This window comes from Roseicella aerolata (assembly GCF_020523605.1).
GTDB lineage: Bacteria > Pseudomonadota > Alphaproteobacteria > Acetobacterales > Acetobacteraceae > Paracraurococcus > Paracraurococcus aerolatus.
This window is the reverse complement of the sequence record NZ_JAJAQI010000017.1, coordinates 71167-88458: the sequence shown is the minus strand read 5'-3', so window position 1 is coordinate 88458 and position 17292 is coordinate 71167. Positions and strand designations below refer to the sequence as shown.

Here is a 17292-nt window from a genome sequence, read left to right as displayed (position 1 = left end):
GCCAGGAGGTAGGGTGCCGCCGGGCCGCTGTCAGGCCCCGCGCAGCACAACGAGGATCGCGGTGGCGAAGGCGCGCGGATCGGCCGGCGCCGGCTCGCGCTGCGGCATGGTCACCCGCAGCCGGAGGATGCCGCCGCCGACGCCGCCGGCGCAGAGCAATCCCTGCACCCGCTCCCGCCCATAGAGGCCGGTGGTCTCGGCGCAGGCGAGGCCGGGCGCGTCGCCCGCCGGCAGGGTCAGCCGCGCGGTCTCGCGCTGCTGGCGATGGCCGGGGGCGCGCAGCGCCTCCTCCAGCAGTCCGGCGAGCGCCGCCGCGGCGGCGGGCGAGGCGGCACCGGCCGGGACCGGCCCCTCGGGCAGGCGGTAGAGCTCGATCAGGGCGCCGGCCGCGAGGCGGCCGCGCGTCGCATAGGCGACCTCCCGCCCCTCCAGCCGCTGCGGCAGCGGCAGCAGGGTGCCGCGCCGGAAGCCGGCCGCCTCGGCCGGCAGGCGGGCGGCGAGATCGGCCGGGGGGACCGGCGGCGGCGCCTCCTCCGGCGCCGGCCCGGCCACGCAGGCGGCCAGGGCCAGCGCGGCGGCGAGGCAGGCGCCGCGCCGCCAGGTGCCGGCCCTGGCGGCGCGGCCGGTCGGTCCGCCCATGGCCGGACCGGTCAGTGGTCGCTGCTCGAGCGCATGCGGCTCATGGCGCTCGTGGTCAGCTTGGCGAGGGCGGCGATCACGATCACCTGCACCGCCGTCGCCGCCGCCCAGATCCAGGCCGGGAAGAGGGGCCTCTCCACCGCGAGATAGCCGAGCGGCAGCATCAGATAGGCATAGGCGCCGGGCACCTGCGCCGCGACCTGGTTGGTGCCGGACCAGATCATCTCGAGTGCCACGTAGAGGATCACGAACAGGCCGACCCAGGCGATCCAGCGATGCTTGTTGAGCAGCTTGGCGATCAGCGTCGCCGCCACGCCCATCAGCACGACCGAAATGGCGAGGCCGACCACCAGCACCCATGTATGATCCTTGGCGGCGCCGGCGACGGCCAGGACGTTGTCGAGGCTCATCGACACGTCGGCGACCAGGATCTGGGTGATGGCCTGCGGCAAGGTCTTGCGCGGCGCCTTCGATTCGGCCTCGGCCGACGTGCCTTCGGCGTTGTCGGCATGCTCGGCATGGCCGCCCGCGGTCAGCTCGCGGTACATCTTCCAGCAGACCCAGAGCAGCAGGACGCCGCCCGCGAGGGTGATGCCGACGATGGCGAGGAGCTGGGCGGTGATGGCCGCGAAGGCGATGCGCATCACGGTCGCCGCCGCGATGCCCCAGAAGATGGCGGTGCGGCGCTGCGCGGCCGGGAGGCCGGCCGCGGCCATCCCGACGACGATGGCGTTGTCACCGGCCAGCACCAGGTCGATGAACAGAACTTGGGCAAGCGGTACGAGCCATTCGGGCATTGGGGGGTTTCCTACGCCGGCTGTCCCGGCGGTTGCTCAGGCCGGCGCCAATAAATTGCCCGCCCCCCCTTGGCAACACTGCACCGCAATACCGCGGCCACGGCGGCATGCCCCTGCCGCCGCCCGCGAGGCAGTGTCAGGCGCCGGCCTCGCTCACGCGGAGGCCGGCGCCGGTCGCACTCAACCGATGAGCTTCTGGATATCGGGCCAGCCCTGCCGCATCATGTCGAAGGCGACGTAGAGGATGACGGCCAGGCCGAACCAGCCGATCCAGCGATAGCGTTCGAGCAGCCGGGCGATCCAGGTGGCGGCGACGCCCATCAGCGCGACCGAGACGATCAGGCCGACCACCAGCACCCACATCACGCCCTTCGAAGCGCCGGCGACGGCCAGCACGTTGTCGAGGCTCATGGTGATGTCGGCGACCAGGATCTGGATGATGGCCGACTTCATCGTCTTCCGCTCGACCGGCGCATCCGTCGCCACCGTGACGTGGACCTTGCCCTCATGGCCCGAGCGCAGGTCCTGGAACATCTTCCAGCAGACCCAGAGCAACAGCAGGCCACCGAAGACCAGCAGGCCGGGGATCGCCAGGAGCTGGACCGTGACGGCGGAGAAGGCGATGCGCATCACCGTCGCCGCGACGATGCCCCAGAAGATGGCCTTGCGCTTCTGGTCGGCGGGCAGCCCGGCGGCGGCCATGCCCACCACGATGGCGTTGTCGCCCGCCAGGACAAGGTCGATGAACAGCACCTGGGCGAGCGGCACCAGCCAATCGGGCATGAACATGAAGGATGGGCTCCTGGACGCGACACAGAACTGTGATGGCCGGCCGCCACATAAAGAGATGGCAATGTGGAAGCAACCCATTCGACACGAAATTCCCGGCCCCTTGCCATGTCGCCTCACGCCGGGGCACATCCGCGCGGCATTTCCGCCCCACCCCTGCTGAACCGAGGCCCCCGGATGGTCCCCCGCTACACCCGCCCGCAGATGGCCGCGATCTGGTCCCCCGAGGAGCGCTTCCGGATCTGGTTCGAGATCGAGGCGCTGGCGGCCGAGGCCATGGCGCAGATCGGCACCATCCCGGCCGAGGCGGCGCGGGTGATCCGGGAGAAGGGCGCGCCGCGCGCCGCCTCCATCGGGTCGGCCGAGGTGGAGGCGATCGACGCCATCGAGCGCGTCACGCGCCACGATGTCATCGCCTTCCTCACCTGGATGGGCGAGGGCATCGGCCCCGAGGCGCGCTTCATGCACCAGGGCATGACCAGTTCCGATGTCCTCGACACCGCGCTCGCGGTGCAGATGACGCGCGCGGCCGACCTGCTGATCGCGGATGTGGATGCGCTGCTGGCGGCGCTGCGCGCGCGCGCTGAGGAACACAAATACACGCCCACCATCGGCCGCAGCCACGGCATCCATGCCGAACCCACCACCTTCGGCCTGAAGCTCGCGGGACATTACGCCGAATTCACGCGCAACCGCGCCCGGCTGGTCGCGGCAAGGGCGGAGGTCGCCACCTGCGCCATCAGCGGCCCGGTCGGTACCTTCGCCAGCGTGGACCCGCGCGTCGAGACCTATGTGGCCGAGAAACTCGGCCTCGCGGTCGAGCCGGTCTCCACCCAGGTGATCCCGCGCGACCGGCATGCCGCCTTCTTCGCCGCGCTCGCGGTCGTCGCCTCCTCCATCGAGCGGCTGGCGACCGAGGTGCGGCACCTGCAGCGGAGCGAGGTGCGCGAGGCGGAGGAGTTCTTCCACGCGGGACAGAAGGGTTCCTCCGCCATGCCGCACAAGCGGAACCCGGTGCTGAGCGAGAACCTGACCGGCCTCGCCCGGCTGGTGCGCAGCCATGTGGTCCCGGCGCTCGAGAACGTCGCGCTCTGGCATGAGCGGGACATCAGCCATTCCTCGGTGGAGCGGGTGATCGGGCCGGATGCCTGCATCGGCCTCGACTTCGCCCTCGCCCGCGCCACGGGCATGATGGAGAAGCTGACCGTCTATCCCGAGCGGATGCAGGAGAACCTGGAGAGCCTGGGCGGTGTCGTGCACTCCCAGAAGGTGCTGCTGGCGCTGACCCAGGCCGGGCTGTCGCGAGAGGACTCCTATGCCGCGGTGCAGTCGGCGGCGATGGCGACCTGGACGCGGCTCGGCAAGCCGGACGCGAAGAGCTTCGCCGGGAACCTGCTGGAGAACCCCGCCGTCGCCGGGCGGCTGGATGCGGCGGCGCTGGCCGCGGCAATGGACCCGCAGCGGGACTTCCGGCATGTGGACACGATCTTCGCCCGGGTCTTCGCCGCGGCGTGATGGCGCTGCCCCGGCCGGGCCGCCCTGCCGCCGCCTTTCCGCCTCACCGCCTGCCTATATCGGGCAGCGATGAGGAGGTTGGGTGCGATGCGCCGCCTGAGACTGCTGCTTCTCGCCGCCGCCAGCCTGGCCGGCCTGTTCCTGGCGCCGGCCGGTGCCGAGGCGCATGGCGGCTGGTACGGCAAGGGCCGGGGCTACTACGCCCCGCCCCCGCCGCCGCATTACTACCGGCCGCCGCCGCCACACTACTACCGGCCGCCGCCGCCGCATTTCTACCGGCCGCCGCCGGCCTATTACGGCCCGCCGCCGGCCTATTTCCCGCCGCCGCCGCGCTACTGGGCGCCCCCGCCACCGCCGCCGCCGGGCTTCGGGATCTATATCCGCTAGCCGGCGCGCGTCCCGGGCGGCCGGGACGGGGCCGGCGCCCTGCCGGCCGCCCCCGGCGCGCCCTGCCCCCGGCCGGCGGCGGGTGCCGTCCCGGGGCGGCCTTGCAGGCAGCGTCCTTCCCTGACGTCCCGGGGCTCCCTCCATGTGCACCGTGATCCTGCTGCACCGGCCGGGCCATGCCTGGCCGGTGCTGATGGCCGCCAACCGGGACGAGATGCTCGACCGCCCCTGGGACCCGCCCGGCGCCTGGTGGCCGGACCGGCCGGGCATCACCGGCGGGCGGGACCGGCTGAGCAGCGGTACCTGGATGGCGGCGAACCGCGCCGGCGTGGTGGCGGCGGTGCTGAACCGCCCGGGCAGCCTCGGCCCCGCGCCGGGCAAGCGCAGCCGCGGCGAGCTGCCGCTGCTGGCCCTCGCGGCCGCGACGGCGGCGGAGGCCGCGGCGCTCGTCGCCGCCCTGCCGGCGGCCGATTGGCGCCCCTTCAACATGGTCGTCGCCGACCGCACCGGCGGCATCTTCCTGCGCGGCCTGGGTGCCGGGCGGCCGGAGCCGGTGCCGCTGCCGCCGGGGCTGGCCATGGTCACGGCGCATGACCCGAACGACCTGACCAGCCCCCGCACCGCCCGCCACCTCCCGCGCTTCCAGGCCGCCGCCGCGCCCGATCCCGGCCGGGAGGACTGGGCGGGGTGGGAGGCGCTGCTGGCGGATGACAGCCAGGCAGCCGGCCGGGCCGATGCGCTGCGCGTGCCGCCGCAGAACGGCTTCGGGACGGTCTGCGCCAGCCTGCTGGGCCTTGCGGCGGACGGCAACTTGCGGTGGAATTTCGCGCAGGGACCGGCCGGCGCGGCGCCGTTCCGGCCCGTGGCCCTGGGGAAGATGCACGCATGACGGATCGCCGGCAGGTCCTGGCAGGCCTGGCATGGCTGCTTGCGCCGGGTGTCGCCCTGGCGCAGGGACAGGGGAAGGGCGGCAAGGATCGCGGCCCCGGTGGCGGCCAGGGCGGCGGCCCAGGGGGCGCTCCAGGCGGCAAGGCGGCCAGGCAGGGCGGACCGGGTGCCGGCCAGGGCGCCGGCCGCGGTCCCGGGCACCAGCGCGGTCGCGAGGCGTCCCTGCGCGGCCCTGCCGGCGCGCCGGACCGCGACCGGCCCGGCCGCGGCGACGGGCCCAGCCTCCGCCCGGTCGATCGGGAGCAGGTGCGGGGCTGGCTGGTGGCCAATCCGGACTGGCGCGCGCCCGGCCTGCCGCCGGGCCAGCAGAGGCGGCTGGCGCAGGGCAAGCCGCTGCCGCCCGGCATCGCCCGGCAGGCCCTGCCGCCCGGCCTGGCGGCGACCCTCCCCTATTTCCCGGGCTACCACTATGTCGCGGTCGGCCCCGACCTGGTGCTGGTGGCGGCCGCGACCGGGATCGTGGCGAGCCTGCTGATCGGGGCCCTGGCGCGGTAGGGCGGCGCCGGCCCGGCGCCCCCCCCCCCCGGCAGGGGGCAGGGCTCCCCGCGCAAGCCTGCGTCCGGCGCAGGGCTGCCTACCCCTCCCCCGCCCGTGGCGGTGGGGCGCCCCCCTTGCTATACCCACCGCGCCGGCGCGCCCGGCCCGCCGGGGCGCCATGCGCCGGGCACGGGGCGCGCGGCCAGAGGAAGGACCAGTCAGACCATGGCGCGACGCCGTCAGCTCTATGAGGGCAAGGCCAAGATCCTGTTCGAGGGACCGGAGCCCGGGACCCTGGTGCAGTACTTCAAGGACGACGCCACGGCGTTCAATTCCCAGAAGAAGGGCACGATCACCGGCAAGGGCGTGCTCAACAACCGCATCAGCGAATACCTGATGATGCGGCTGATGGATATCGGCGTGCCGACGCATTTCATCCGCCGGCTGAACATGCGCGAGCAACTGATCCGCGAGGTGGAGATCATCCCGCTGGAGGTGGTGGTGCGCAACGTCGCCGCCGGCAGCCTCTCCACGCGGCTCGGCATCCAGGAAGGCACGCGCCTGCCGCGCTCGATCATCGAGTACTATTACAAGAATTCCTCGCTGAACAACCCGATGGTGTGCGAAGAGCACATCACCGCCTTCGGCTGGGCCTCGACGCAGGATCTCGACGACATCGTCGCGCTGACGCTGCGCATCAACGACTTCCTCTCGGGCCTGCTGCTCGGCGTCGGCATCACGCTGGTGGACTTCAAGGTGGAGTTCGGGCGGCTCTACGAGAACGAGGAGATGCGGATCGTCCTCGCCGATGAGGTCAGCCCCGACAATTGCCGGCTGTGGGACAGCAAGACCGGCGAGAAGATGGACAAGGACCGCTTCCGCCGCGACCTCGGCAAGGTCGAGGAAGGCTATCAGGAAGTGGCCCGCCGCCTTGGCATCCTGCCGGAGGCGGGGGTGCGGGACCTCAAGGGTCCCGAGATCATGCAGTAGCGCGGCCAGGGGCGGGCCAGGGGCGGGACAGGGGCGACGGCATGCTGGGACGGATCATCGAGGCGGCGGTGGTGCTCTGCGCCGTCATCGGCTTCTACGCCATCCTGGCGGTGCTCGGGGTGTTTCCCGATACCTCGCTGGCACTGCTCTTCGCGGTTCTCGGCAGCTTCGGCTGCTACCTCTATGGCCGGTACGGGCGCCGGCTGCTCGGTGGTGACGTGACATGAAGGTTCTGGTGACGGTGATGCCGAAGGCGGGCGTGCTGGACCCGCAGGGCAAGGCGATCGGCCATGCCCTGGCGGGCCTCGGCTTCGAGGGCATCGGCGAGGTGCGCGCGGGCAAGGTGATCGAGCTGGACATCGCCGAGACCGATGCCGCCCGCGCGAAGCAGGCGGCCGAGGAGATGGCGCGCAAGCTGCTGGCCAATACGGTGATCGAGAGCTTCCGGGTCGAGGTCGCCTGACTTGACCGCCGCGCAGACAGCGCGCCGCCGCAGCCTGCGGGCAGCCCGCCGGTGATCAAGGTCTCCCTCGTCATCATGGCGGTGCTGACGGTGCTGATCAGCATCGGGCTCCGCTGGCGGGAGGACCGGGTGGCGGCGCTGCGCGCCGCGCCGGCGCCGCGCGGCGGCTGGGTCGCGGCGCAGAAGAAGAAACTGAACCGCTGGCTGACCGCGGCGACGCTCGCCGCGCTGACGACAATTCTGGTGCTCGGCGGCCTGCACTGGCTGCGGGTATGGCAGGGGTGATGGTGTGATGCGTGCAGGACTCGTCCTCTTCCCGGGCACGAACCGCGAGCGCGACATGGCTTTGGCGCTGCAGCGGGTGACGGGCCGCAAGCCCGCCATGCTCTGGCACCGCGACACGGAACTGCCCGCGGGCACCGACCTGGTGGTGCTGCCGGGCGGCTTCTCCTATGGCGACTATCTCCGCTGCGGCGCCATGGCGGCGCAGAGCCCGATCATGCGGGCGGTCCGGGAATTCGCCGCGAAGGGCGGGCATGTGCTCGGCGTCTGCAACGGCTTCCAGATGCTGACCGAGGCAGGGCTGCTGCCCGGCGCGCTGCTGCGCAACGCGACCCTGCGCTTCCTGTCCATGGACTGCCACATGCGGGTGGAGCGGGCGGACACGCCCTTCACCCACCGCTTCCGGCAGGGCCAGGTCTTCCGCTCCACCATGGCGCATGGCGACGGCAACTACTTCGCCGAGGCGGCGGTCCTCGACCGGCTGGAGGGCGAGGGGCTGGTGGCGCTGCGCTACAGCACGCCGGCGGGCGAGGTGACGGAAGCCGCGAACCGCAATGGCAGCGCGCGCAGCATCGCCGGCATCCTCTCGCCCAACCTGCGCATCCTGGGGCTGATGCCGCACCCCGAGAACCAGGTCGATCCGCAGATCGACGGGACGGATGGGCTGCCGCTGTTCGAGAGCCTGGCGGCGAGTTTCGCCGAGGCGGCGTAGCCTTCGCCGCGCGGCCCTACGGCGCCCGCGCCGCCTGCACCCGGCGGTTCAGCGACCGCCCGGCCTCCGTCGCATTGTCCGCGATCGGCTCGTCCGGCCCCCTCCCCTCCGCCGAGAGCCGGCCGGCGGCGATGCCGCTGGCCACCAGCCATTGCCGCACCGATTCCGCCCGCCGCTGCGACAGCGGCGCGTTGACCGCGCGCGTGCCCGTGCTGTCGGTATGCCCGACCAGCCGCAGCCGCAGGGAGGGGTCGGCCATCAGCGCATCCCGCAGTTCCGTCAGCACCGGCGCCGCGGCGATGTCGAGATCGGCCGAGTTGACCCGGAAGGTGATGTAGAGCTGCACCTGCCCGGTGCGCCGCAGGCTCTCCTCCACCGGCGCCTGCACCGGGGCGCTGGCGCGCTGCCCGCCCTCGAAGCGGAAGCTCGCCCGGTAGGCATTGTAGTTCGAGGAGGCGAGGCCGTTGCGGGTGGTCCCGACATAGCGCGGCTGCCCCGGCAGCATCTGCAGGGAGACGGTGCCGCCCGTCAGCCCGATGACGCCGGCATGCACCGCGGCCCGGCAGGTGCCGGAATCGGCGGTGTAGATATCGGTGCCCCAGACGCTGCCGCGCAGCGTCGCCTCCCCGGGGCAGAGGCAGGACAGCGCCTCGTCGCTGTCGGCATAGGCCAGCATGGTGTCCGGGCAGAGCGCGGGGCCTGCGGGCCCCGCCGCCTGGCGCCGCCGCGGCTCCCCCTGGAAGCGGAAGCTGGCCTGGTAGGCGCCGTAATTGGCGGAGGTGACGCCGTTCCGGGTGGTGCCGACATAGCGCGGCTGGCCTTCCAGCATCTCCACCGTCACCGGCCCGCCCTGCCGGCCGATCATGCCGGCATGCAGGGCGGCGCGGCAGGTGCCGCTATCGGCCGTGTAGATGTCGGTCCCCCAGACCGAGCCCCGGCCGAGCAGGGAGGCCGGGCAGGTGCAGGCCAGCACCTCGTCGCTGCCGGCATAGGCCAGCATGTCGTCCGGGCACTGGGCGGGGGCCGCTGCGGGCTGCGGCTGCGCCGGCCGCGCCACCGGCTCCCCCTGGAAGCGGAAGCTGGCCTTGTAGGACCCGTAATTGGCGGAGGTGACGCCGTTCCGGGTGGTGCCAACATAGCGCGGCTGGCCGTCGAGCATCTCCATCGTCACCGGCCCGCCCTGCCGACCGACCATCCCGGCATGCAGGGCGGCGCGGCAGGTGCCGCTATCGGCCGTGTAGATGTCGGTCCCCCAGACCGAACCCTGGCCGAGCAGGGAGGCGGGGCAGGTGCAGGTCACCACCTCCCCGGCATCGGTGAAGGCAGCCATGTTGTCCGGGCATTGGCCGAGCACCGTCGGCCCGACCGGGGCAGGCGCGGCCGCCTGCTGCGGCACCCCCTGGAAGCGGAAGCTGGCCTGGCTCGGGCCGGCATTGCCCGAGGTGACGCCGTTCCGCGTGGTGCCGGGATGCCGCGGCTGGCCCGGCAGCATCTCCACCGTCACCTCGCCCCCGCCGCGGGCGATCATCCCGGCATGCACCGCCGCCAGGCAGGTGGCGCTGTCCGCCGTGTAGGTGCCGGTCCCCCGGACCGTCCCCCGCCCGGTCAGCTCCGCCGGGCAGGCGCAGGTGAGCACCGCATCGGTATCGGCATAGGCCCGCATGTCGTCCGGACACTGAGCGGCGGGGGCCGGCGCCTTGGGCGGCCCCTCGCCAACCCTGTTCCCCTGGGCCAGGGCCGGCAGGGCGGGCGCGAGCAGGAGCAGGAGGGACAGGACGGCTCGGCGCATGGCAGGCGTTCCCCCGAAGCGGCGCCGTGGCGCGCGCCATTTCCGCCGCGGGTGCTATAAGGCCCCGACAGTTCGGCCCCATGGGAATCCCGTCCGCGTGAGCATCGACCTCCTCGCCCCCGACCGCGCCCGCCAGCTTGCCGGCGAATTCGGCCTGAAGCCGGACGAGTATGAGCGCGTCCTGGCCATTCTCGGCCGCCTGCCCTCGCTGACCGAGCTCGGCATCTTCTCCGTCATGTGGTCGGAGCACTGCTCCTACAAATCCAGCCGCGTCTGGCTGCACGAACTGCCGACCAAGGCCCCCTGGGTGATCCAGGGCCCCGGCGAGAATGCCGGCGTGATCGATATCGGGGATGGGCTCGCCGCCGTCTTCAAGATGGAGAGCCACAACCACCCGTCCTATATCGAGCCCTACAACGGCGCGGCGACGGGCGTGGGCGGCATCCTGCGGGATGTCTTCACCATGGGCGCGCGGCCCATCGCCAATCTCAACGCGCTGCGTTTCGGCAGCCCGGATGCGCCGCGGATGAAGCGGATCATCGACGGCGTGGTGCGCGGCATCGGCGGCTACGGCAATTGCGTCGGCGTCCCGACCGTGGGCGGGGAGGTGAACTTCCACCCGCGCTACAACGGCAACCCGCTGGTCAATGCGATGACCGTCGGCATCGCCCGCGTCGGGCGCATCTTCACCGCGGCCGCGACCGGCATCGGCAACCCCGTGGTCTATGTCGGCTCCAAGACCGGCCGCGACGGCATCCATGGCGCCACCATGGCGAGCACGGAGTTCAGCGCGGATTCCGAGGAAAAGCGCCCGACCGTGCAGATCGGCGACCCCTTCGCCGAGAAGCTGCTGATCGAGGCCTGCCTGGAGCTGATGGCGACCGATGCCATCGTCGCCATCCAGGACATGGGCGCGGCCGGCCTCACCTCCTCCTCGGTCGAGATGGCGGGCAAGGGCGGCATGGGCATCGAACTCACGCTGGACAACGTCCCCCAGCGCGAGGAGGGCATGACCGCCTATGAGATGATGCTCTCCGAGAGCCAGGAGCGCATGCTGATGATCCTGAAGCCGGGTCGGGAGGCCGAGGCCGAGGCGATCTTCACCAAGTGGGAGCTGGACTTCGCGGTCATCGGCCACCTGACCGATACCGGCCGGATCGTCCTCAAGCACAAGGGCCAGGTCGAGGCGGACATCCCCCTCGCCCCGCTTGAATCCGAGGCGCCGCTCTATCGCCGCCCAACCGCCGAGACGCCGAAGCAGAAGGTGATCGAGCCCGGCTCGGTCGCCGATCCCGTGGGGCTCGATGCGGCGCTGCTGACGCTGGTCGGCAGCCTCGACCTCTGCTCCCGCCGCTGGATCTGGGACCAGTATGACAGCATGGTCGGCGGCCAGACCGCGAAGCGCCCCGGCGCCGCGGATGCCGCCATCGTCCGTGTCGAGGAGAGCGTGGAGCAGGGCGGCGCCCGGGCGCTGGCCATGACCACCGACGTCACCCCGCGCTACTGCCTCGCCGACCCCGAGGAAGGCGGCAAGCAGGCGGTGGCGGAGGCCTGGCGGAACATCACGGCGACCGGCGGCCTGCCGCTGGCGATCACGGACAACATGAATTTCGGCAATCCCGAGAAGCCGGAGATCATGGGGCAGTTCGCCAGCGCCGTCCGCGGCATGGCGGCGGCCTGCACCGCGCTCGACTTCCCGGTCGTCTCCGGCAATGTCTCGCTCTACAACGAGACGGAGGGGCGCGGCATCCTGCCGACGCCGGCCATCGGCGGCGTCGGCGTGCTCGACGACGTGGCGCAGGCGGTCGGCCTGACGCTGCGGCCCGGCCTCGACCTGATCCTGATCGGCGAGACGAAGGGCTGGCTCGGCCAGTCGCTCTGGCTGCGGGAGATCGCGGGCCGGGAGGAAGGGGCGCCGCCACCCGTGGACCTCGCCGCCGAGCGCCGCAACGGCGATGCGGTGCGCGGCTGGATCCGGCAGGGGCTGGTTGCTGCCTGCCATGACTGCTCGGATGGCGGGCTGCTGGTGGCGGTCGCCGAGATGGCCATGGCCGGCGGGGTGGGGGCCACGCTGCAGGCCGGGCCGGACGCGTTCCCCCCGCATGCCTGGTGGTTCGGCGAGGACCAGGGGCGCTATGTGCTCGCCGTGGCGGATGGCGCCGGGCTGCTGGCCGCCGCGCAGGCGGCCGGGGTGCCGGCGGCGCGGATCGGCCGCAGTGGCGGGGAGGCCTTGGTTCTCCCCGGCGGGCTGGCCATATCCGTGGCAAAGCTGGCGGAGGCGCATGAGCGCACCCTGCCGGCCCTGATGGCGCAGAATGCGTAACCGAGCTGGGGGAGCGTGAAGGGATGGCGATGCAGCCGGCGGAGATCGAGGCGCTGATCAAGGCAGCCCTGCCTGACGCCCAGGTCACCATCGAGGACCTGGCCGGCGACGGCGACCACTATGCCGCGACCGTCGTCTCGGAGGCCTTCCGCGGCAAGAGCCGCGTGCAGCAGCACCAGATCGTCTATGCCGCGCTGCAGGGGCGCATGGGCGGGCAGTTGCACGCCCTTGCGCTGCAGACCTCGGCGCCGGGCTGAGGCCCGGGCCGCGACGGAGTTGGGGTTGACGGCGCCCGCGCGGCGCCGCGGATCGCAGAAGGAACGAACAGAATGACCAACCCGGTGTTCGAGCGCATCGAGACCGACATCAAGGCGAATCCCGTGGTGCTCTACATGAAGGGCACGCCGGTGTTCCCGCAATGCGGCTTCTCCGCCCGCGTGGTGCAGATCCTTTCGCATCTGGGCGTGCCCTTCAAGGGCGTGAATGTCCTGGAGGACATGGAGATCCGCGAGGGGATCAAGGCCTACACCAACTGGCCGACCATCCCGCAGCTCTATGTGAAGGGCGAGTTCGTCGGTGGCTGCGACATCATCATGGAGATGTTCCAGGCCGGCGAGCTGCAGGGCATGCTGAAGGAGAAGGGCGTGCCGGTCTCGGCCGAGGGCTGAGACGGGCAGGACACCCGCGGGCCGTCTTTCCCGGGCGGGGGACTCCTCCGGGGGCCCGGTCCGGAGACGGCGCGCCGAAGGAGCCTGGCCAGCCCGGCTGCCGGCCGTGACGCGGGCCTCGGGGCCTGCTCACCACAGGCGCCCCTTTGTCGGCCCGTGCCCTTCGGCAGGGGCCATGGCGGCCGTACGGGCATGGAGGGGGGTCGGCCTTCCATCGCCCCGCAGGCGGCCGGGATCGGCCGGACGGGTTGCGGGGCGCGGCGGGTGCCCGGCAGGGCACTGGACTCCTTCATCTTTTGACCGGTCTTCGCTGCCCTGTGAACCCTTTGCCAGGGCGCCCCGTGCCACGCATGTTCCATGTCGCGCGAGCTTGCCACCCCTGCCCCCGCCGTCTCCATCCTGACCCCGGCCTATGACGTCGCCCGCTTCATCGGCGCGGCGGTGGACAGCGTGCTGGCGCAGGATTTCCCGGACTGGGAGATGATCGTCGTCGATGACGGCTCCTCCGACGGGACCGCCGCCGTCGTTGCGGCCCGCAAGGACCCGCGCATCCGCCTGTTGCGGCAGGAGAATGCCGGCGTCTCCGCCGCCCGCAGCCGGGCGATGGCGGAAGCGCGCGGCGACGCGATCCTCTTCCTCGATGCCGATGACTGGCTGGCGCCCGACGCCCTCTCCCGCCTGGTCGCGGCGCTGGCGGCGGCGCCCGAGGCGGTGGGCGCGCATGGCGCCTGCGCCTTCATGGCGGAATCGGCCGGGCCGGGCGACCCGCCGCTCCGCCGCAAGGGCGGCGCGGTCCCGGCCGGGGACCTGCTGGAGCGGCTGCTGGTCGAGAACCTCTTCGCCAATGGCGGCCAGTTGCTGCTGCGGCGCGCGGCGGTGCAGCAGGCCGGGCCCTTCCTGCCGCGGCTCCGCTACGGGGAGGATTGGGAATACTGGATCCGCCTTTCCCTGCAGGGCCCTTGGGCGGCGGTCGAGGACCGCTCCCCGCTGCTCTTCGTGCGGGAGCGCGCCGGCAGCGCCTATAACCGCATGGCGCGGGACCCCGCGGCCTTCGCGCCGGCCATGCTGGCGATCTGGGGCAACCCGGCGCTGGAGGCCAGGCTGGGGGCGGCGCGCTTCATCGCGATCCGCCGGCGGGCGGAGGCGGAGAATGCCTGGATCGTCGGGCGGGAGCTGATCCGGCACGGCCAGCGGGCGGCCGGGCTGGAACAGCTGCGCGCCTCGGTCGCGCAGGCGCCGACGCCGAAGCGGGCGCTGCTGCTGGCGGCGGCGCATGCCCTGCCGATGCTGCCGCGGGCGCTGCACGGGCCCTTCGTGGCCTATCCGGGGTGATGCCGGGGGACGCCGTCCCCTCGCGCCCCCTGCCGGGGGTCAGGCGGCCCCTGCAGCCGATTGTCCGTAGGGCGGATTCACGCTGCGGGGCGTTCACGCCCCTCCGCGATCCGCCCCAGACCCGGCCCGGGAAAAGCAAAACGCCAGGCCCCTGCGGGCCTGGCGTTCCATATGCTCCGTCGGGAACCGAGGGTCAGCGCGAGTAGAACTCGACGCACGGCAGCCCCCGCCCCAGGAAATCCTTGATATTCAAGCACTCCGTAGCCATCGTGAGGTGGAGAACGTGAGGTGGGGTGTGAGGTGGCGAGGGTTCCCGGCTACATCGTCCAGCGGCGGCAAGGCTTCTACGCTGCCGTTGATGTGCCCTCCGATCTGCGAGAGGCGGTGGGACGTGTCCGCTTGGTCAAGACGCTGGGGACGCGGGACAAGCACGTTGCCCAGGCCCGACTACCGAAGGTGCTCCTGGAGCTTCACGCCCGCATTGACGCGGCCCGGCGGAAGCGCCCCGCAACGGACCCTGTGACGGCCGAGGCGCTGGCGTTGCAGGAACAAACCGAGGCGCTTCAGGCGGGCCGCATGGAAGGGTGGCATGTGGGCGTCCACACCATCCCGGGGGCGGATGGCGAACCGGAGGTGCAGTCCCCGCTTGAGGCGGCGCGGTCGCGCCTGGACGACATCATCGGGGACCGGGCGGAGGAGATCGCCCGAGCCGAGGGAACGCAGCGTGCCCGCGCCTTCGCTGACATCGCGCGGGGCCGTGCGGTCCTGTTGGAGCAGCACATGGAGCGGTGGCTTGCCGAGCCGGGCCGGAGGGGTCGAGTGCGGAAGGCGCGGACGCAGATGGAGTTCCGAGGCATCGTCCAGGCGTTCGGGGAATGGCTGACGAAAGAGGGTATCGCCCCCATCATCCACGGCATCACCCGCGCCATCGCCGGCCGCTACGTCTCCCACCTCCACGCCGAGGACAAGAGCGGCAAGCGCATCCGGGACATCGCTTCCGCCCTCTCCTCCTATTGGCAGTGGATGGCGGCGCGGGGTGTCGTCCCGGACGGGGCAAACCCGTGGCCAAGGCAGGCCCCGAACAAGCCGCGCGATGCGGCACCGGGCGAGGACGAGACGGCGCGGCCCTTCACGGATGACGAAATCCGGGCGCTGCTGGCGGGCACCCAGGATCAAGCGATGCTGGACCTCATGCGGCTCTCGGCCTTGTCAGGGATGCGGATTGAGGAAGCCTGCCTCCTCACCGTCTCCCGCTGCGCTGGTGGCATCTTCGATGTGCCGGGGACCAAGACGGCGGCGGCGGTTCGGAAGGTGCCGATCCACCCCGACCTTGCCGAGTTGGTGGAGCGCCGCTGCAAGGGGAAGGACGGCTCGGCTTGGCTGCTGCATGAGCTTGGCGAGCCTGACCGCTACGGGCGCCGTTCCCCGACAATCAATGCCCGCTTCAACCGCTACCGCGTTACCGTGGGCGTGCATGAGCGGGCCGAGGGGCAGCGCCGATCCAGCGTCACCTTCCACAGTTGGCGGCGGTGGTTCATCACCGAAGCCATTCGCGCCGGCCAGCCCGAGCGTGTCGTCAGGCAGATCGTCGGGCACAAGCAGGACAAGCGGGACGTGACGCTCGGGGTCTACTTCGCGGGCGACACGCTGGAGACGCTTCGGGCGTGCGTCGAGGCGGTGCGCCTTCCGAAGCTGCTGCCCGCACAGGCTTCCGCCGAGGCCGCGTGATGGCCGGGAAGGCGGCAGTTGGCACATACCTCATGTGGCCTCTACGGATGGCGCTGGAGGAGGCGAGCGCACAGGGCAAGGGGGGGCAAAGGGGGAAGCACGATAACGGCCTCCAGGGCGCTCCACGGGCCGCCACGGGGCATCCTTGGGGGTGCCGGGCCTTTACGCCACCTCTCGCGCTGTGGGCCTGTTGTTCAGCAACTCCGGGATGAGGCGGTTCCCCTTCACAGCGTTCTCCCGCGCCGTGACGATCCGCAGGTTCGCGGCGACATGGGGGCCGCAAACGACATCGCTGACGAGCGGGACGATGTGGTCAACCTCATGCCGAGTGCCCGTCTCCCTCGTGAGCCGGCGGGCCTCCGCTTAGACCCGCGCGATGGCTACCTCATCGGCCCACGCGGGGCAGGCTCGGGGGTCCGCAGCGCGGCGCCTGGAACTGCTGCGGTGCCCCCTTTCGCGGTCCGCCTCTCGGTCTGCCTCAAGGTTTGCCTCGCGCCATCGTCGCCATCTCTCGCGCTCCGCCGCCCTTCCTTCCGGCGTCGCACGGCGCTGCGCTTGCTCCTCTCGATGGCATTCCATGCACGTCCAGTCTTTCACCCTGCGCTCGGCGACGTGTCCGCGCTTGCAAGGCTGGCCGGTGAAGAAACGGGTGAGGCCGCGTTCCCGAGCCTCCACGCGGCTGACGATAAGGCGCAGCACCGGAGCGTCAGCGGGCATCGGCCCGGCCCTCCTGCGCCTTCTGGAGTGCGGCCTGTGCCCCTGCCCCGCCCTTGCCGCCACGCAGCGCAAGGTTGCGGCGGCGGAGGTTCAGCCGGTTGCCGTCGCGGTGCCTGACGCTCTGCCGCTCACCGGCGCCGAGGATCAGCCGGGAGACGGTGAAAAGGGCCTGTCCTCCCGTCTCTCTCGGATCACGGCTGACCCGGACGTAGCGGTAGCCTGTCGTAACCTCGTTAGTGAACCAGCGGCCCGTGAAGCCGAGGGCGAGGAGGCGGCGGTAGTCGGCCGCATCAACGACTATGGTTCGCCCGTCCTGGTCGCGGAGGGTGGCGATCTCCCCGCCATCGTGGGCTGTGCTGAACTTCACCTCTTGCCTGGAATGCCTCAGGGGGCGCTCGCGGCTGGCGGAGGCGGTGCCGAAGCTACGGTGGTCCTGCGCCCATGTCGTCTCGTTCCCCACGGCGCTGCCGGGGGTTGCATCTGTGTTCATCGTTGTTCCTGTGTGCTGCTGCTGCGGACGCGCGGCATCCCTCGCGGTCCTGGTCAGGACCACGGCGGGGACGCTCTGCGCGGTGAGTTGGAAGGACTATTGATCGGCGGACTGCGGCGCGTTGGTCGCGCTGTCCTGCCTACCGCTGCGTTGAAGTGGAGCGGTTCGGCCGCACCAATGTCGGCGGCCAGGAAAATCTTTTCAAATCAGATAGTTAAGCGGGCTCTTGCTGCCCCGAAACCTCGG

General features: G+C 71.9%; 18 protein-coding genes and 1 pseudogene. 14 read left to right on the top strand and 5 right to left on the bottom strand.

Going from position 1 to position 17292, the window contains the following annotated elements; genetic code table 11:
* Positions 1–30: 30 nt before the first annotated feature.
* From LHA35_RS12950 to LHA35_RS12940, 3 genes and pseudogenes are all read right to left on the bottom strand, one after another.
* Positions 31–639: a hypothetical protein gene (locus LHA35_RS12950; RefSeq protein WP_226608690.1), complete on the bottom strand. Its 609-nt coding sequence runs from the start codon at positions 637–639 to the stop codon at positions 31–33.
* Between the two features lie 179 nt (positions 640–818).
* A pseudogene (locus LHA35_RS12945) lies at positions 819–1436 on the bottom strand (TerC family protein); the annotation flags it as partial.
* A gap of 180 nt (positions 1437–1616) precedes the next feature.
* On the bottom strand, positions 1617–2225 hold the full coding sequence (locus tag LHA35_RS12940) for a TerC family protein (RefSeq protein WP_226608689.1): 609 nt from the start codon (positions 2223–2225) through the stop codon (positions 1617–1619).
* 177 nt (positions 2226–2402) lie between these two features.
* On the opposite strand from LHA35_RS12940, the gene purB reads away from it, so the two are divergent.
* The 9 genes from purB (at position 2403) to purQ (ending at position 7999) form a co-directional block, all read left to right on the top strand.
* A complete protein-coding gene (gene purB / locus LHA35_RS12935) occupies positions 2403–3740 on the top strand; it encodes an adenylosuccinate lyase (protein WP_226608688.1) in 1338 nt (445 codons plus the stop codon).
* A gap of 87 nt (positions 3741–3827) precedes the next feature.
* Entirely contained in the window at positions 3828–4127 is a 300-nt protein-coding gene (locus tag LHA35_RS12930; RefSeq protein WP_226608687.1) for a hypothetical protein, read from the top strand.
* Positions 4128–4269: 142 nt separating this feature from the next.
* Positions 4270–5016, top strand: a complete 747-nt coding sequence (locus tag LHA35_RS12925; RefSeq protein WP_226608686.1) for an NRDE family protein — start codon at positions 4270–4272, stop codon at positions 5014–5016.
* The gene (locus LHA35_RS12920; RefSeq protein ID WP_226608685.1) at positions 5013–5570 is read left to right on the top strand and encodes an anti-virulence regulator CigR family protein; all 558 of its coding nucleotides are present in this window, start codon (positions 5013–5015) and stop codon (positions 5568–5570) included. Before LHA35_RS12925 ends, LHA35_RS12920 begins: the two co-directional genes overlap by 4 nt.
* A 207-nt stretch (positions 5571–5777) precedes the next feature.
* Positions 5778–6542, top strand: a complete 765-nt coding sequence (gene purC / locus LHA35_RS12915) for a phosphoribosylaminoimidazolesuccinocarboxamide synthase (protein WP_226608684.1) — start codon at positions 5778–5780, stop codon at positions 6540–6542.
* A gap of 41 nt (positions 6543–6583) precedes the next feature.
* The gene (locus LHA35_RS12910; protein ID WP_226608683.1) at positions 6584–6769 is read left to right on the top strand and encodes a hypothetical protein; all 186 of its coding nucleotides are present in this window, start codon (positions 6584–6586) and stop codon (positions 6767–6769) included.
* Positions 6766–7005 (top strand): phosphoribosylformylglycinamidine synthase subunit PurS, encoded by a 240-nt coding sequence (gene purS, locus LHA35_RS12905; RefSeq protein WP_226608682.1) that lies wholly within the window; start codon positions 6766–6768, stop codon positions 7003–7005. Before LHA35_RS12910 ends, purS begins: the two co-directional genes overlap by 4 nt.
* Positions 7006–7056: 51 nt before the next feature.
* Positions 7057–7290 (top strand): hypothetical protein, encoded by a 234-nt coding sequence (locus LHA35_RS12900; protein ID WP_226608681.1) that lies wholly within the window; start codon positions 7057–7059, stop codon positions 7288–7290.
* 7 nt (positions 7291–7297) lie between these two features.
* Entirely contained in the window at positions 7298–7999 is a 702-nt protein-coding gene (gene purQ / locus LHA35_RS12895) for a phosphoribosylformylglycinamidine synthase subunit PurQ (protein ID WP_226608680.1), read from the top strand.
* Positions 8000–8015: 16 nt separating this feature from the next.
* On the opposite strand, the gene LHA35_RS12890 is transcribed toward purQ, so the two are convergent.
* Positions 8016–9788: an LCCL domain-containing protein gene (locus LHA35_RS12890; RefSeq protein ID WP_226608679.1), complete on the bottom strand. Its 1773-nt coding sequence runs from the start codon at positions 9786–9788 to the stop codon at positions 8016–8018.
* A 103-nt stretch (positions 9789–9891) separates the two neighbouring features.
* Here LHA35_RS12890 and purL point away from each other — a divergent pair, with 103 nt between their 5' ends.
* The 5 genes from purL (at position 9892) to LHA35_RS28960 (ending at position 15839) form a co-directional block, all read left to right on the top strand.
* Positions 9892–12111 (top strand): phosphoribosylformylglycinamidine synthase subunit PurL, encoded by a 2220-nt coding sequence (purL, locus tag LHA35_RS12885; protein ID WP_226608721.1) that lies wholly within the window; start codon positions 9892–9894, stop codon positions 12109–12111.
* 23 nt (positions 12112–12134) lie between these two features.
* Positions 12135–12368, top strand: a complete 234-nt coding sequence (locus LHA35_RS12880; RefSeq protein ID WP_226608678.1) for a BolA family protein — start codon at positions 12135–12137, stop codon at positions 12366–12368.
* Positions 12369–12440: 72 nt separating this feature from the next.
* Complete coding sequence (gene grxD / locus LHA35_RS12875; RefSeq protein ID WP_226608677.1) at positions 12441–12779, top strand: Grx4 family monothiol glutaredoxin; 339 nt, start codon at positions 12441–12443, stop codon at positions 12777–12779.
* A 357-nt stretch (positions 12780–13136) separates the two neighbouring features.
* Positions 13137–14111 carry a glycosyltransferase family 2 protein gene (locus LHA35_RS12870; protein ID WP_226608676.1) on the top strand — a complete coding sequence of 325 codons (975 nt, stop codon included), beginning with the start codon at positions 13137–13139 and terminating at the stop codon, positions 14109–14111.
* 300 nt (positions 14112–14411) lie between these two features.
* Complete coding sequence (locus LHA35_RS28960) at positions 14412–15839, top strand: DUF6538 domain-containing protein (protein WP_226608675.1); 1428 nt, start codon at positions 14412–14414, stop codon at positions 15837–15839.
* Positions 15840–16545: 706 nt separating this feature from the next.
* On the opposite strand, the gene LHA35_RS12860 is transcribed toward LHA35_RS28960, so the two are convergent.
* Positions 16546–16923 carry a hypothetical protein gene (locus LHA35_RS12860; protein WP_226608674.1) on the bottom strand — a complete coding sequence of 126 codons (378 nt, stop codon included), beginning with the start codon at positions 16921–16923 and terminating at the stop codon, positions 16546–16548.
* Between the last annotated feature and the right edge of the window lie 369 nt (positions 16924–17292).